This is a genomic window from Syntrophomonas curvata, assembly GCF_052976825.1.
The window spans coordinates 807974-822533 of record NZ_CM129641.1 but is presented as its reverse complement, the minus strand read 5'-3'; the positions used below and the strand labels follow the sequence as shown (position 1 = coordinate 822533).

The following is a 14560-nucleotide window of genomic DNA, read 5'->3' as shown; positions in this document are numbered from 1 at the left end:
AGATTAGAGGGCGGGTTGGTTGACAGCCCCTGAATGACTAATTTTTTTGATTTTTGTAGACAATACAGGTATAAAATCAGCTGACAGGTGGGATAGACGGTGTTTGAACAGTGGCAGGATTTTAAGCCTGGAAGATGGACGAAGGAGATCGATGTACGGGATTTTGTCCAGCAAAATTATTCACCCTATGATCATAACGCGTCATTTCTTTGCGGCCCCTCGGAAAGGACCAGGAAACTGTGGGGTAAATGCCAGGAACTACTGCGCCAGGAGCGTTCCCGGGGCGGGGTACTTGAGGTGGATGCCGACAACCCGATCGCTATCAACAGCCACCCCCCGGGCTATATTGACCGGGAATTGGAAGTAATTGCAGGACTGCAAACTGACCGTCCCCTGAAACGGGCGATTAATATTTACGGCGGCTTACGCACCAGTGTCAGGGCCTGCCGGGCTTATGGCTCCGAGCCCCCCCGGGAGATGATGGATTTTTTCAAGAAACACCGGCGCACCCATAATGACGGCGTATTTACGGTTTATACCCCGGAAATGCGACTGGCCCGCAGGGTAGGTATAATAACCGGCCTGCCTGATTCCTATGGCCGCGGCCGTATTATTGCCGACTACCGCCGGGTCCCCCTTTATGGGGTTGAATTTCTAATCAGCTCCAAAGAGAGTGATATTAACAGCCTTAATAAAACTATGAGTGACTATTCCATCCAGTTGCGGGAGCGAATTTCAGACCAAATCGGGGCTCTGCAAGCCTTAAAGGAGATGGCTTTATCCTATGGCTTCGATATTTCCCGGCCGGCAGCCGATGCCCGGGAAGCGGTGCAATGGCTTTATTTTGCCTATCTGGGAGCAGTCAAGGAGCAAAACGGGGCTGCCATGAGCCTGGGGCGGGTGTCGAACTTCCTGGATGTCTATCTGGAACGGGATCTGGCCCGGGGGATTATTAATGAAGAACAGGCTCAGGAGTTAATCGATCAGTTGGTGATTAAACTGCGGCTGGTACGTCACCTGCGTACCCCGGAATACGGCCAGTTGTTTGCCGGCGATCCTAACTGGGTGACAGAATCCATAGGAGGCGCGGGTGTGGATGGGCGCCACCTGGTGACCAAGAGCAGCTACCGCGTACTGCAAACCTTGTATAATCTCGGGTCGGCGCCAGAACCGAATATGACTGTGCTCTGGTCTATGCATCTGCCGCCCCCGTTTATTGATTTCTGCTGCCGATTGTCCATCAACACCAGTTCCATCCAATATGAAAATGATGATTTGATGCGCCCTCTCTATGGCGACGACTATGCCATAGCCTGTTGTGTGTCGGCAATGCGGCTGGGGCAGGAATCGCAGCTATTCGGTGCCCGCTGCAACCTGGCCAAGCTGCTTCTCTATGCCATTAACGGAGGTATAGACGAAATAACCGGCGACCAGGTAGGACGGGCGATGGCCGTTTACGAGAAAGAGTATCTTGATTTCGACCAGATCCTGGAGCGGCTTAAAATGCAGATGGACTGGCTGGCCGAGCTGTATGTAAACACTATGAATGTGATTCATTACATGCACGACCGTTATGCCCCGGAAAACCTGCAGATGGCTTTGCATGACAGCGACGTGCATTATTATATGGCTTTTGGCATCGCCGGCCTTTCAGTGGCGGCAGACTCCCTGAGCGCCATCAAATATGCCCGGGTAAAACCACTGCGCGACCAGCGGGGAATCATCAATGATTTTATAATCGAAGGGGAATACCCCCGCTACGGTAATGACGATGACCGGGTCGATGAGTTGGCCGTCGAACTGGTGCGGATGTTTATCAAATACCTGAAAAAGTATCCTGCCTACCGGAATGCCCAGCACACCCTTTCCGTCCTGACTATAACCTCCAATGTCATGTACGGTAAACATACCGGGACAACACCCGATGGACGCAAGCATGGAGAAGCCCTGGCTCCGGGGGCCAATCCCCTGCACGGGCGCGAGGAGAACGGCGCCCTGGCAGCCTGCAATTCGGTAGCTAAAATCCCCTATAAATATGCCCGTGACGGAATATCTTTTACTTTTTCCATAGTACCAGAATCACTGGGGAAAACCGACGAGGAACAGGTAAATAACCTTAAGGGGCTCTTAGCAGGTTATTTTGTGCAGGGCGGCCATCACATGAACGTCAATGTCATTCGCCCGGAAGTACTCATGGAAGCCATGGAGCACCCGGAGAAATACCCTGATCTTACCATTAGAGTGTCAGGCTATGCCGTACACTTTATAAAGCTGAACCGGGAACAGCAGGAAGAGATAATCGCGCGCACCTTTTACCGGCATATGTAACCCGCCGATAATAGATAGACCTTTTTAAGGGTTTGGCGTAGAATTGATAGCAACATATTTTCTTATAAAAACAGAGGTTGGCATGAAAGGTAAAGTGCACTCTATCGACACTTTCAGCACCCTGGATGGTCCGGGGATAAGAACGGTTATTTTTATGCAGGGCTGCCCCCTGCGCTGCAAATACTGCCATAACCCGGATACCTGGGCTTTAAACAGCCCGAGTGCCCGGGAGTATCGGTCGGAAGAGCTGATGGAGCTTATTCTGAAAAACCGCCCTTATTACAGGGCTTCGGGTGGCGGTGTGACCTTTTCGGGCGGCGAGCCCCTGATGCAGCACGGGTTTATTAAAGAAGTATTTCATCGCTGTCGGCAAGAAAAGATTTCTACGGCTTATGATTCCTCGCTGTATACCAGTTCCCAAATAGTCCGGGACCTTGCTCCCCTTACCGATTTGGTACTGGCCGATATAAAACATATAAACAGCAAAAAAAGCCATGAACTGACCGGAGCCGGTAATCAGCTCAATCTTGATAATCTGCAGTTACTGAATGACAGCGGTGTACGCATCTGGATAAGATATGTGATTCTGCCCGGCTGGACCGATAAATATGAAGATCTGCGCAATATGGCGCTGTTCATCCGGGAATTGCCCATGGTGGAGCGGGTAGACCTCCTCCCCTATCACTCCATGGGCAGCCACAAATGGAAGCTGCTGGGTCTTAATTATGAACTGCAGTATATAAAGCCGCCCTCTCCCGCCCGGCTTCAGGAACTGGCCCGGGTAGTCTCTTCCGTTAGCCAGCGTCCGGTATATGTCATATAAAATCTTTTCACAGGCAGGAAAAACTTCATTTTTGGCTAATCTTTAAGTAAAGGAAACCCGCTGGAGGAAAGTTTTACTATACTAAAATCGTAGTTATTATAAGCAGAGTGAAAAGGAGGTTCAACACTCGTGAACAAAAAAATTGTGAGTATCCTGGTATTGATGTCCTTTTTGGCTTTTTCTTTTCCAGGACAGGGATTGGCTGCGGGTGATTTTTCTGATATCAATAAACACTGGGCCGGCGAATTTATTTCCACCCTGTCATCGGCCGGTTATATCAGCGGTTACCCAGACGGTACGTTCAAGCCCGATAAAACCGTAAGCCAGGCTGAATTTATCACTGTTCTCATATCCTGTATGGGGATCACCCCAACCGATACCCAAACCAGTCATTTTAGCGATATAAAGAACCACTGGGCTCGTGGTTCTATTAATGAAGCGGTAAAGCAGGGGATACTCGTTCCCTCTGAATATTCCAATGTGCTGCAGCCTGACAGCGGCCTCAAACGCAGCCAGGCGGCGGCTATGCTGGTTCGGGCTTTGGGACGGCAGCCGGATAACGGCGCCATCTCTTTTACCGATAAGGCCGACGTGGAAAAAAGCATGTACCGTGGATACATAAAAACCGCCTATAATCTGAATCTATTGACCGGATACCCCGGGGGTGAATTTAAACCTTTTGAATACGTAACCCGGGCTCAGATGTGCAAACTGATACTTAATTTTATGGAGGTAAACGGCGGGGCACCGACATCTGCGCCTTCTCCTACATCTAATCCGGTAAATCCGATAAGCGGCTCTTTCAGTGCTATCGCCGTCGGTGATGAACTTTATGATTTGGCTCTTACCCCGGTAAGCATCAGAGTCGGGTTCAACGATGTAAAAGTTAACACCCTTTCCTCCAAGCAGAACAGCCTCTATGTAAATGGCAGTTATAGCTTTGCTCTTAATGCCTCCCTTGACGACCTGGACTTGATTGTCCATAACAAGCGGTACGAAGTCGATAAAATCATGGTTAACGGCAATAAGCTGGTAATTTACCCCGCTGGTCAAAAAATTGCTAATCTTACGGTGGGTTCTTTAAAATATGATTCAGATTATATAAAAGTCTATATTAACTCAGCTAATAGCGAAAACTATTTATCCGACCTGCTCCTGCTAGATCAGTATAGGGTGCAGCTTAACGGCAAGATTTATAACCTGGGTCAGGATCGGGTTACCATATCGGCAGGAAGTAAATATTACGATATCCAAAGAGCCATTCTATCCCCGACCGATAATAATCTGCAATTGCTCGAAACCGAAGCGGTTGTAATCAATTCCATGACTTTAGGTAAAATATCATCTATTTTTGTTGACAACAACACCCTTAATATGGCTACAGTCAGAGATATAGAATTTATTATCGACGGAAGACGCTATCGTCTTTCTGAGGTAAGTATAGACGCAGCTGGAAGTTTCACGGTTAATAGCCAAAGCTACCAGTGCAGTAACGTAATAATGCTTGTTGATGGCAACCAGTATAAGATTAACCACCTGCAAATGTATAAAGAGAAATTTATCTTTTATTGTGTTACCAGTACACTCAGTAACTGGGTTATGATTAACGATGTCTATCGCGATGCGTCCGAGGTGAAAATATTAAAAGACAATATCGTTTACGACATAGAACAGGTAATGGTAGTCAGCCGCAACCTCATCCGTATCGGCGGCAAACAATATAACCTGGATTCTTCTTTTAAATGCCGTTATGGCAATAAGATCTATAGTATTGACCGAATCGATTTTAATGCCAACCTGCAGGCTGTAATCATAGATACTAGCGAAGCTACCGGAGCCTGGAGCAACCAGCCGATGAAATATGTATTCTATGTAAATAACGCTAAATATCAGGAAGGGGCCACCGCAGGCGTTTCTATTTACGCCAACCGTCAGTGGATAAGCTTCGATAGAATCGTAATTACTGATCCAGCCCACTTCAGCTATAGCGGTTCTAACTATAACCTCATCGGAGCCATCGTCCGCATAAATGGCAAAGACTTTGAAGTGACTGATACCTCGTGGCACGGTTCTACCCAACTTTTAGACCTTTATATGACTCAGATGTAACAGCCATTTTCGAAACAGCACCTGCCTCCCCAGTGCAGGTGCTGTTTTTTTGTATTCAAGACAAGCCTCCCCCTTAAACCCATTCCATTAAATCATATTATTAGAGACTTTTGACATTTCCCCATTTTATTATATAATATAATTATACTTTATAATTATTTGGGGTGCTACGGTTGGATAAATTGGATGACAAACTAGTAAACAATATCGTGGATGCACTTGAATGTGCCAAGCAAGCATTGACATTATTACCGCAGTTGCCAGATAATATGAAACCGGTCTATTTACGTATATTAAGCGCGATTCATAAAATTGGCGGGGATACTGGTAGTTCACGCGTTTCCGATATCAGCAATGTATCTGGGTTATTGCCTCCCAATACAACAAAGTTTATTAACGAAATGGTTGAATTGAATATCGTCAAAAAAATTACTTCCCCGTCTGATAAACGTGTTGTATTGGTGCAGGCAACCGAACTGGGAGAGCAGTATATTCAGAAGTATGTTCTTAGCTTCGCCGAAGGTTTGGAGAAGGAATTTTCAAAATTCAAAGAAGTGGACTGTATGATAATGATTGATACCATTAATAAAGTCTATCAAGCCATGAAAACAGTCTATCAGGAAAAAGAAACCGGAAAGGATATACATACCAGCAAGCACTAAATATTGTTTGGTAAGCGCAGGCGATCCACTTTGCTTTTTTAAGAGAAAGGAGAAAAACTTATGTTTCACGTAAATGATTATGTTGTGTATGGCTTAACAGGAGTATGCCAAATTACAGACATAAGAAAAGACGAATATATCAGCTCTAATGAAACCCAGTACTATGTTTTAAATCCCGTTTACAACAACAATATGACCATAAAGGTTCCTGTAAATAGTCAAAGTATTATGATGAGAGCCGTAATCAGTAAACATGATGCAATGTCGCTAATAGCGGCGATGCCGGAAATAAAAACCGTTTGGATTGATAATGAGAAACAAAGAACTGCTGATTTTAAAGCCGCTCTTAAATCAGGAAATCATGAAAACTGGGTAAAGATTATTAAAACGCTGTATTTAGAAAAAAAAGCAAGATCCGCCAGTGGCAGAAAACTCACCAAGACAGATGAAGACATTTTGAATGAAGCCGAAAAGCAGTTAAATCAAGAATTATCAATAGCCCTGGATATTTCATGCGATGCAGTTGGTTCTTACATTATTAAACATATTAAGAAAAAATAAAGGGAAGCCGCCTGGGTTGTCACCCTGCCGGTGTAGCACCAAATCATCATTGCAAGGTCTTGGCTGCATTATGCCCTGTTTATATGTCCTCATTCTCACTGCTCTATGACTTCGTTTTATTTGCTATAATTTATTTCCTTGTAACTTTATAAAACTCGATTTTACGCACTTTACTTTCATATTTGACCACCTTGTGTTATAATAAATAGGTTAAAAATAAAGTGGAACACACCAAGCAAACTATTAATTCGTGGGGGCGTGGCTCAGCTGGGAGAGCACCTCGTTCGCAACGAGGGGGTCAGGGGTTCGAATCCCCTCGTCTCCACCAGTGTTTGAAGTGGTTGCAGTAACTAAAATACTGCAACCGGGGTATAAAATTTATCCAGGACCGCCATCCCGAATAAAAAGAATAGGTTGTTTTTCTGCCTTTATCCTTCTCTTGTGGAAGGATTTTTCTGTCTTTAATATTATCATCAGTTTCCCTGCCGTTATCATCATTAATTCTTAAGGTAAAATAAATTTCGCAAAACGGGAAAGTGTCCCATAAAATAAAAAGACATGCTAAACGCCGGTACTATTACTCGCAAATAAATCCAAAACTTTGAAAGGAATATTGCTTAAATGACAGAATATACCTTACAATATAACTGGTCATACCACCAGGACACTTAGTAAGTAGGTAATGCGGCAAGTAAATTTTTGGTGACTTAAAGCACGGGAGGAAATCTGGTTTCATTGAAAACTTCAGATAACATGTAACTCTGGCAGCACCATGCAAGAATGGAGGAATAATATGTTGGAACTGCGAATCAACGGATTTGGCGGGCAGGGCTCCGTTACCCTGGCTCACATGTTAGCGCAGGCTGCGCTGGAAAATGGTGATCAGGGACAAGCCTTGCCTTTCTTCGGGGTGGAAAGGCGTGGAGCTCCGGTACGGGCGGCAGTACGCATGTCTCCCACCACTATCCACGCCCACAGTCAATGCGAGCTGCCGGATTATGTGGTAGTGATGAGCGAAAAACTGACCGAAGCGGCAGTCAATGAAGGCATTAATGAAAACGGTGCCGTGATCATCAATGCTCCCCACACCGCAGCTGTAGAGAAACACCCTACCTGGCGGGTGGATGCCGACGCCATCGCCCGCGAAGCCGGATTATTTTCCGCCGACGGGCCCTTTATCAATATTCCGCTGTTTGGCGCGGTGTGCCGGGTGTTAAACATCCCGCAAAATATTATGGAACAAACCATACGGAATAAATGGCCGGGCAATAACGGCGAACGTAATCTGGGCGCCGCCGGCAAGGCTTATAGCACCGTAACGCAGATTAGCTTATAGCGCGCTTTATATTTCGATTAGCGAAAGGAATGGACATAATGAAATCAATTACGAAAGCCTACCGGCCCATTTCCTGGCCGATGAAGGGAGCCGGCGGTGACACCGGTTCCTGGCGGGTACACCGTCCGGTAGTTGACATTAAGATATGCACCAAATGCCAATTTTGCTGGGTGTATTGTCCGGAGGCGGTTATCGACCGCCACGAAATTACGATTGATTACCGCTACTGCAAGGGCTGCGGCATATGCGCCGCAGAATGCCCTACCGGCGCCATACGCATGGAAAAGGAGGAGTAGCAGTATGAAAGCAGCGCAAGTTATAATGGATACCGGTGCCCATGCCGCCGCGCTGGCCGTAAAAAGCGCCCGGGTGGACGTAGTGCCCGGCTACCCCATCACCCCTCAGACCAGCATTATGGAAGCGGTGGCTGCCATGGTTGAAAACGGCGAACTTAATGCCCGCTTCATTCCGGTGGAAGGCGAACACAGCGCCATGGCCGCTGCCGTGGCCGCATCCGCTGCCGGCGCCCGCGTCTTCACAGCCACCTCGGCCAACGGCCTGCTGTATATGCACGAGGTGTTGCATATGGCTTCCGGCGGGCGTTTGCCGGTTGTAATGTGCAACGTCAACCGCGGTATATTTGCCCCCTGGACCCTATGGGCCGATCATCAGGACTCATTTGCCCAGCGCGATACCGGCTGGATCCAATATCACTGCTCCTCCAACCAGGAGGTGTTCAACACCATTTTACAGGCCTTCCGCCTGGCCGAACAGATCAATATCCCGGTAATGGTCAACTTTGACGGCTTTGCCATTTCCCATTGTCTGATGCCCCTTACCATACCGCCCCAGGAGGATATCGACCGTTTTCTGCCTCCGCATGAACCGGAATGGCGGCTCGACCCGGCTCATCCCTCTTCCTTCAGCAATGTGACCATGGCGGCTGAATACGCACCCTTCCGCCAGATGCTGTCCGACGATATCATGGCGGCCATCCCGCTGGCAAAGCAGGCGGCGCAGGAATACAAGGATATCACCGGCATGTGGGACGGCGACACCATCGATACCTACCGGCTGGAAGACGCCGAAGTGGTAGCCTTTGCGGTCAACAGCATGGCGGCGGAATTAAGGCTTTCCGTCGATATCCTGCGCGAGCAGGGCATAAAGGCCGGCCTGTTGCGGCCGCGCCTGTATCTGCCCTTCCCGGCCGAGGATATCGTCGAGGCCTTGCCGCAAAATGCGCAGGTAATGGTCTTGGATCGCAACTATAATTTCGGCCATCCCGGCGGCATTTTGGCCTCCGAACTGAAAAGCGTGCTCTTTGGCCGGCGCAGCGATATCACGGTTAAAAACCGGGTTATGGGCATTGGCGGCATCGATCTGACCCGCCGCTTCATGGCCGATGAGATCCGCGCCATGATGGATGAATAAATGCATGACCATGAAAGGAATGGATGAGATATGACTACCAGTATTAAAAACTTACCGGATATTGAGCAGGTTTTAAGCGGCAACGGCGCCTGCGGCGGCTGCCCGGCCACTATGGCCTTGCGTATCGTGGGCAAGGCTTTGGGTCCCAACGCTGTCATGCTGCTGACCCCCTCCTGCGCGGTGGCCAGCATGGGCATGACCCCCAAGCTGGGCTATAACTGGCCCGGTATTAATATCTGCTTTGCGACCGCCGGTTCGTCGGCCTCCGGTATTACCCACGCGCTTGAAATAATGCAGGAAAAGGGGCGTCTGCAGGGCGAGCTGCCTACCGTATTCAGCTGGGTGGGCGACGGCGGCACCTATGACATCGGCTTTCAGGCACTTTCCGCCGCCGCCGAGCGCAACGATAATATCATTCATTTTTGCTATAACAACGAAGCCTACAGCAACACCGGCGTGCAGCGCAGCGGCGCCACCCCGCGGGGCAGCTTCACCACCACCACCCCCACCGGCAAGCGCCAGCCCAAGAAAAACATGGCCCTGCTGATGCTGGAGCACAATATTCCCTACGTGGCTACCGCCACCGTGGCTTACCCCGGCGACCTGTACGACAAAGTGGTAAAAGCTAAAGGCATCCGTGGCATGAAATATATCGAAATCCTGGCCCCCTGCTACTTAGGCTGGCAGTTCGATATGCCCGAAACCGTGCAGATGAGCCGTATGGCTGTGCGCAGCGGCGCCTGGCTGTTATGGGAAGGGGAGAATGGCAAGATCAGTTTTAATAACCCCAGTTCGCATATCATCAGCGGCAAAAAGGCGGCTGAACCGGTGGACGAATATGTAATGAAGCAGGGTCGCTTCAGCCGCCTGCTTAAAGGCCCTGACGCGGCGCAGCGCATTGCCGAAATTCAGGGCGACATCGATCACGAGATCGCCTTTATGCGGGAACGGGCGAAGATTACGATATAGCTTTCGCTTGTTCAGTGCCTGTTTTCCATCTGTCAGCGGCGCGCCAGGCAATCGGCACAGTTTTTACGGGCCTTCATAGTCATGACCACCGCTGGTACCGGTATGCCGGGCCTATTATTAGAAACTAACGGTGTAATGGATATATTTACGATTATCTGGTCAAAACCTGCAAGAGAAAAAATGCTGGCTAAAGTTATAGGAACCGGCATGCATTACACTATAAAAATAAGGCAAGAGAGGAATCAAAGTATTGCTTAATGCAGAAGATAGGTGTTGCTCTTGAGCTTTCAGCCTATAAAAATCAAAAAAATCTATGAAGAAATCGTTGAACAATTAAAAGAAATGATTAGCAACGGAGAATTGAAGCCAGGCCAGAAATTGCCATCAGAGCGAGATATGGCCGAATCGTTGGGGGTTAGCCGGGCTTCTGTCCGCGAAGCCCTTACTGCTCTGGAAGCTATAGGCATCCTGGATATTCGGCCGGGAGAAGGTACCTTTGTACGTGAAACCAGTGTTTCAGCTACCTTTGCTCCACTGGCGATGGTACTGGAAATGGAGCAAAACCCCGGAGGACAGCTAATGGAAGTCCGGCGGGTCCTGGAGACGGAGATGGCGGCCCTGGCAGCTCAGCGCGCCACTGAAGAAGACCTTAAAAATATAAAAACAAATCTGAACCATATGAAAACAGCCCAAACCATATCCCAATCGGTTGAAGCTGACTTGCGATTTCACTTTACTATTGCCGAGGCAACCCATAATACCATTTTGTTGCGGATCATGAACACCGTCGCAGACCTGATGCATAACGCCTTTCGTGTTCAGCGCGAGGAGCTTTTTGCCGATAAAGGCACAGAAATCATATGCGAGCATGAAGCGATATATAATGCTATCCGGGACAGGAATTCAGAAGCTGCCAAGTCAAAAATGCTCCAACATATAGATAATATTCAGGCCGGTATAGAGTTTCAGTAGATAGGCGTGAACCATTCCCAAAGACTAACAGGTTTCCTGATGCCCCAAGCTTTGCCGACCACCTGCCTGAGTCTGGCGCAAACCAGCCTCATGACGGATTTCCCGATTAAGCCCTTCAATGACATTGTTGCCTCGCCTCCCGGCCCTGCAGGCATACAACAGCATTATTCGATTACACCCCTTAAGTTTCTGGCTAGTCTCTGTTTCCCGATCTAGAAGCGCCTTAAGAGTCTCCCGCCAGGGCGAGCCAACATATTACGCAGCTTCTTTCTTAGTTGTTTTATCGACTTCACCAAACGGCTGCGTTCTTTCCTTTATTTTCCGAAATGCATTTTCCAGTTATTTTAATTACCGGCTATTTACATATATTTTTTCCTACATATTTTTACATCTATAATTAAAATCCAGTTATTTAGAAAATCAACGAAAATATTGCGAATAAAAGGAGAACACTTCTGCCTATCATTATTTATAATCAAACATAACTTAACATATCATCACTGGATTTAATACCATCCTTGTTGGACCATATAAAAATAGCTGCCCACTAAAACCGGACAATAAGCATTTAATTAACGGAGCTACGAAAGCTCTGTTTTTTTACGCACTGCGTGCTTAAATTGACAGTCAAGCTTAAAAAAGTACAAAGGAGAGGATATCGTTGAGCAAAAAAAAAAATGGTACCGGGAGACAGAGGCGCTACTATACAACTATAAGAGTTTCCCTATCAGAGTGCATGCCCTGGAGGAAAAAATGAAAGCCTTGCAAAACAACACTACACCTTCCAGCCAGACCCTGGTCTCATCGTACCGGTTGCGGGAAGGCAAATACTATGGTGTTTATTCTTCAGTTGAAAACGATGCTATTAGAGATCTAGAGGCCGTACACAAAACCCAGCAGATGATACAACAACTGAAAACCCTAATGGAATTAGTCGAGCACTCCCTTGAAATAATGATGGATGCGGAAGAAAAGGCCATTATCAATCTGACCTATAACCAAAAAAAATCCTGGCAATATATCTGTTCTGATCTTGGGATTCAAGGTCTGGAAAAGGATGTTTATTACCGTAAAAGAAAACAGATTATACATAAGATGGCCTGGTGTTTAGGCCTTTTGCCAGACGAGGAGGCAGATGAAGTACTTGGTATATCTCCAATTGACGCTTATTTAGAAAAATGAGGAGAACATAATACGAAAAAGTCGCGAATCTATTTGGTCCCTGAGGAATTATACTGACAGTGCAGTAGATGTTTAATATTTGACCCCAATAATAGAGCCTGCGGGCTCTTTTATTAGTTGGGATACTAAATTTATGGAGGTGGGGAAGAATTTCATGGCTAGTACTTAATGGCAACGTACTTTAAGAATTTTCTTCATCGTACGGGAAAGGAGGCGGGTAAATGTACAAGAGCAGTTTTGCTGCTATAACACTTTTTCTCAACAGTAAGTTTTCCTCAATAACAAACATCTATTTAAACAAGCTCCCGGCTGGGTTCACCAGGCCCAGCTTTTTTGTTCAGTTAATCAAGGGGTCCAGTGAAGACCTCAACCGGAACCAGTATCAAAATAAAATCACCTGGCAGATCGCCTATTATTCACCCCAGGATCAGAACGGCAATATTGACCTGATGGACCAGTTGGGCGTCACCGAGCAATTGCACCAGGCACTGATGGAAATTATGAAGCTGACTGCTCCTGATGGAACCCAATATCAAATACTTAATTTAGATGCGGAATTCCGGGATTACGAGCTTTATTGCTTATTAGGTTTGGAAACTTTGAATACTCGAACAGAACCCAATTATGATCTCATGCAAGATATTTACAACCATTATAAGGAGGGATAAACTGTGGGATTGCCTTCAGTTAATATTATTTTTCAAAACAAAGCGATTAAAGCAATTGAACAAGGTACGGTCGGAACACTGGCCTTGGTTCTGAAAGACAGCAGCGTCACAAATTTAACCGAATATTATTTGCTTGATATCGCCGACATACCGGGTACATTATCGGCAGCCAATAAAATGTACCTGGAACACGCCTTTATGGGTACTCCCAAGGATATTAAAGCAGTGGTATTGCCGGATTCTGCGGCTGGTTATGCCAATGCTCTCAATTATCTGGAAACCATTAAATTTAATATCCTGGCTATTCCAGGCATTGCTTCTGCTGATACCAGTGCGGTAGCAACCTGGGCAAAAAGCATGCGGGACAATAAAGAACGCAGAATAATGGCGGTATTACCTAACGAAAGTGCTGACCATGAGGCAGTGATTAACTTTACCACCGAAAATATTGCGATGAAAGGAAATACCTATTCCGCCAGTGAGTTTACAGCCAGAATTGCCGGCCTGATTGCCGGTCTTCCTCTGACTGTGTCCCCTACCTTCCGGGTACTGCCTGAGATTGACGATGTTCCCAAATTAACTAAAGGTGAAGCGGATACTAAAATCAATGCCGGGCAACTGATTCTTTACCATGACGGAGAAAAGGTTAAAATTGCCCGTGCTGTTACCAGCCTGCTAACCACCACTGAAGCCAAGGGAGCAGACTGGCAGAAGATCAAGCTGGTCAGGATACTGGACATGGTTTATCACGATATAAAAGAAACCATTGAGGATGAGTACATAGGCTCAGTTCAAAACAGTTATCCTAACAAACTGCTGCTGATAGCGGCTGTCAACGCCTATTATGAAACCCTGGAACTGGAAAGGGTTTTGGATTCCGGCAAGAACCGTTGTCAGATCAATGTCCCGGCCCAAAAAGCCTATCTGAAAAGTATCGGAGAACCGGCCGATGCCTGGAAAGAGCAGCAAATCAAGGAAGCCAATACCAGGGACAAGGTATTTCTGGTGTCAACAGTGCGGCCGCTGGATGCCATCGAAGACGTCAACTTAGTCATCAATTTATAAGACAGGGGGTATTATAATTGGCCAATGCTGAAAATATTATGAACGGCAGCTTCGGCGAAATATGGCTGGATGGAGAAAAAGTAGCCGAAGCCTATGGACTGGAAGCCAAAATAGAACTGGAGAAAGAGGAAATAGCTATGTGCGGCCGTCCGGGAACAGATACAAAATTTATGGGCTACAAAGGGACCGGCTCGATTAAGATGCATAAGATGAACAGCCGTATGATGCTTAAACTCAGCCACCGTATCAAACAGGGCATAAACCCTCGGTTGCAGATTCTATCCGCTTTGGCCGACCCGGCTGCCAAAGGCGCCGAACGCATTCTCATCAAGGATGCCGCTTTTGACGATTTAACCCTGGCTGCTTGGGAAACCAAAGCCAAAGGGGAACTGGAATGCCCGTTTACCTTCAGTGATTGGGAACTTCTAGATATTGTTCAACCGTAGGGAGGACT

At 47.1% G+C, this 14560-nt stretch carries 15 protein-coding genes and 1 tRNA gene; 15 read left to right on the top strand and 1 reads right to left on the bottom strand.

Going from position 1 to position 14560, the window contains the following annotated elements; genetic code table 11:
• Positions 1-99: 99 nt before the first annotated feature.
• The 11 genes from pflB (at position 100) to ACU70B_RS03480 (ending at position 11191) form a co-directional block, all read left to right on the top strand.
• Entirely contained in the window at positions 100-2328 is a 2229-nt protein-coding gene (gene pflB, locus ACU70B_RS03530) for a formate C-acetyltransferase (protein WP_447184977.1), read from the top strand.
• 82 nt (positions 2329-2410) lie between these two features.
• Positions 2411-3151, top strand: coding sequence for a pyruvate formate-lyase-activating protein (gene pflA, locus ACU70B_RS03525; RefSeq protein ID WP_447184976.1), 741 nt, complete (start codon positions 2411-2413; stop codon positions 3149-3151).
• 129 nt (positions 3152-3280) lie between these two features.
• The gene (locus ACU70B_RS03520) at positions 3281-5260 is read left to right on the top strand and encodes an S-layer homology domain-containing protein (protein ID WP_447184975.1); all 1980 of its coding nucleotides are present in this window, start codon (positions 3281-3283) and stop codon (positions 5258-5260) included.
• A 173-nt stretch (positions 5261-5433) separates the two neighbouring features.
• The gene (locus tag ACU70B_RS03515) at positions 5434-5922 is read left to right on the top strand and encodes a MarR family winged helix-turn-helix transcriptional regulator (RefSeq protein WP_447184974.1); all 489 of its coding nucleotides are present in this window, start codon (positions 5434-5436) and stop codon (positions 5920-5922) included.
• Positions 5923-5982: 60 nt separating this feature from the next.
• On the top strand, positions 5983-6483 hold the full coding sequence (locus ACU70B_RS03510; RefSeq protein WP_447184973.1) for a CarD family transcriptional regulator: 501 nt from the start codon (positions 5983-5985) through the stop codon (positions 6481-6483).
• Positions 6484-6735: 252 nt separating this feature from the next.
• Positions 6736-6811, top strand: a tRNA-Ala gene (locus ACU70B_RS03505).
• 465 nt (positions 6812-7276) lie between these two features.
• Positions 7277-7819, top strand: a complete 543-nt coding sequence (locus ACU70B_RS03500; protein WP_447184972.1) for a 2-oxoacid:acceptor oxidoreductase family protein — start codon at positions 7277-7279, stop codon at positions 7817-7819.
• Positions 7820-7857: 38 nt separating this feature from the next.
• Positions 7858-8115, top strand: a complete 258-nt coding sequence (locus ACU70B_RS03495) for a 4Fe-4S dicluster domain-containing protein (RefSeq protein WP_447184971.1) — start codon at positions 7858-7860, stop codon at positions 8113-8115.
• 4 nt (positions 8116-8119) lie between these two features.
• On the top strand, positions 8120-9250 hold the full coding sequence (locus tag ACU70B_RS03490; protein WP_447184970.1) for a hypothetical protein: 1131 nt from the start codon (positions 8120-8122) through the stop codon (positions 9248-9250).
• Positions 9251-9280: 30 nt separating this feature from the next.
• On the top strand, positions 9281-10219 hold the full coding sequence (locus ACU70B_RS03485; protein WP_447184969.1) for a thiamine pyrophosphate-dependent enzyme: 939 nt from the start codon (positions 9281-9283) through the stop codon (positions 10217-10219).
• 270 nt (positions 10220-10489) lie between these two features.
• Positions 10490-11191, top strand: a complete 702-nt coding sequence (locus tag ACU70B_RS03480; RefSeq protein ID WP_447184968.1) for a FadR/GntR family transcriptional regulator — start codon at positions 10490-10492, stop codon at positions 11189-11191.
• 24 nt (positions 11192-11215) lie between these two features.
• Here ACU70B_RS03480 and ACU70B_RS03475 read toward each other — a convergent pair whose 3' ends face one another.
• Positions 11216-11356 (bottom strand): hypothetical protein, encoded by a 141-nt coding sequence (locus ACU70B_RS03475; RefSeq protein WP_447184967.1) that lies wholly within the window; start codon positions 11354-11356, stop codon positions 11216-11218.
• Positions 11357-11944: 588 nt separating this feature from the next.
• Between ACU70B_RS03475 and ACU70B_RS03470 the strand changes: the two genes are divergently transcribed.
• From ACU70B_RS03470 to ACU70B_RS03455, 4 genes are all read left to right on the top strand, one after another.
• Entirely contained in the window at positions 11945-12373 is a 429-nt protein-coding gene (locus tag ACU70B_RS03470) for a hypothetical protein (RefSeq protein WP_447184966.1), read from the top strand.
• A gap of 221 nt (positions 12374-12594) precedes the next feature.
• Positions 12595-13041: a phage tail terminator family protein gene (locus ACU70B_RS03465; RefSeq protein ID WP_447184965.1), complete on the top strand. Its 447-nt coding sequence runs from the start codon at positions 12595-12597 to the stop codon at positions 13039-13041.
• A 3-nt stretch (positions 13042-13044) separates the two neighbouring features.
• Positions 13045-14106 carry a phage tail sheath subtilisin-like domain-containing protein gene (locus tag ACU70B_RS03460; RefSeq protein WP_447184964.1) on the top strand — a complete coding sequence of 354 codons (1062 nt, stop codon included), beginning with the start codon at positions 13045-13047 and terminating at the stop codon, positions 14104-14106.
• 17 nt (positions 14107-14123) lie between these two features.
• On the top strand, positions 14124-14552 hold the full coding sequence (locus tag ACU70B_RS03455; protein WP_447184963.1) for a phage tail tube protein: 429 nt from the start codon (positions 14124-14126) through the stop codon (positions 14550-14552).
• The last annotated feature ends 8 nt before the right edge of the window (positions 14553-14560 follow it).

Excerpts from the sequence above, each read along its gene's own strand:
- pflA (WP_447184976.1), top strand. The coding sequence starts at position 2,411 with ATGAAAGGTAAAGTGCACTCTATCGACACTTTCAGCACCCTGGATGGT.
- ACU70B_RS03510 (WP_447184973.1), top strand. The coding sequence starts at position 5,983 with ATGTTTCACGTAAATGATTATGTTGTGTATGGCTTAACAGGAGTATGC.
- ACU70B_RS03500 (WP_447184972.1), top strand. The coding sequence starts at position 7,277 with ATGTTGGAACTGCGAATCAACGGATTTGGCGGGCAGGGCTCCGTTACC.
- ACU70B_RS03495 (WP_447184971.1), top strand. The coding sequence starts at position 7,858 with ATGAAATCAATTACGAAAGCCTACCGGCCCATTTCCTGGCCGATGAAG.
- ACU70B_RS03490 (WP_447184970.1), top strand. The coding sequence starts at position 8,120 with ATGAAAGCAGCGCAAGTTATAATGGATACCGGTGCCCATGCCGCCGCG.
- ACU70B_RS03485 (WP_447184969.1), top strand. The coding sequence starts at position 9,281 with ATGACTACCAGTATTAAAAACTTACCGGATATTGAGCAGGTTTTAAGC.
- ACU70B_RS03475 (WP_447184967.1), bottom strand. The coding sequence starts at position 11,356 with ATGCTGTTGTATGCCTGCAGGGCCGGGAGGCGAGGCAACAATGTCATT.
- ACU70B_RS03470 (WP_447184966.1), top strand. The coding sequence starts at position 11,945 with ATGAAAGCCTTGCAAAACAACACTACACCTTCCAGCCAGACCCTGGTC.
- ACU70B_RS03465 (WP_447184965.1), top strand. The coding sequence starts at position 12,595 with ATGTACAAGAGCAGTTTTGCTGCTATAACACTTTTTCTCAACAGTAAG.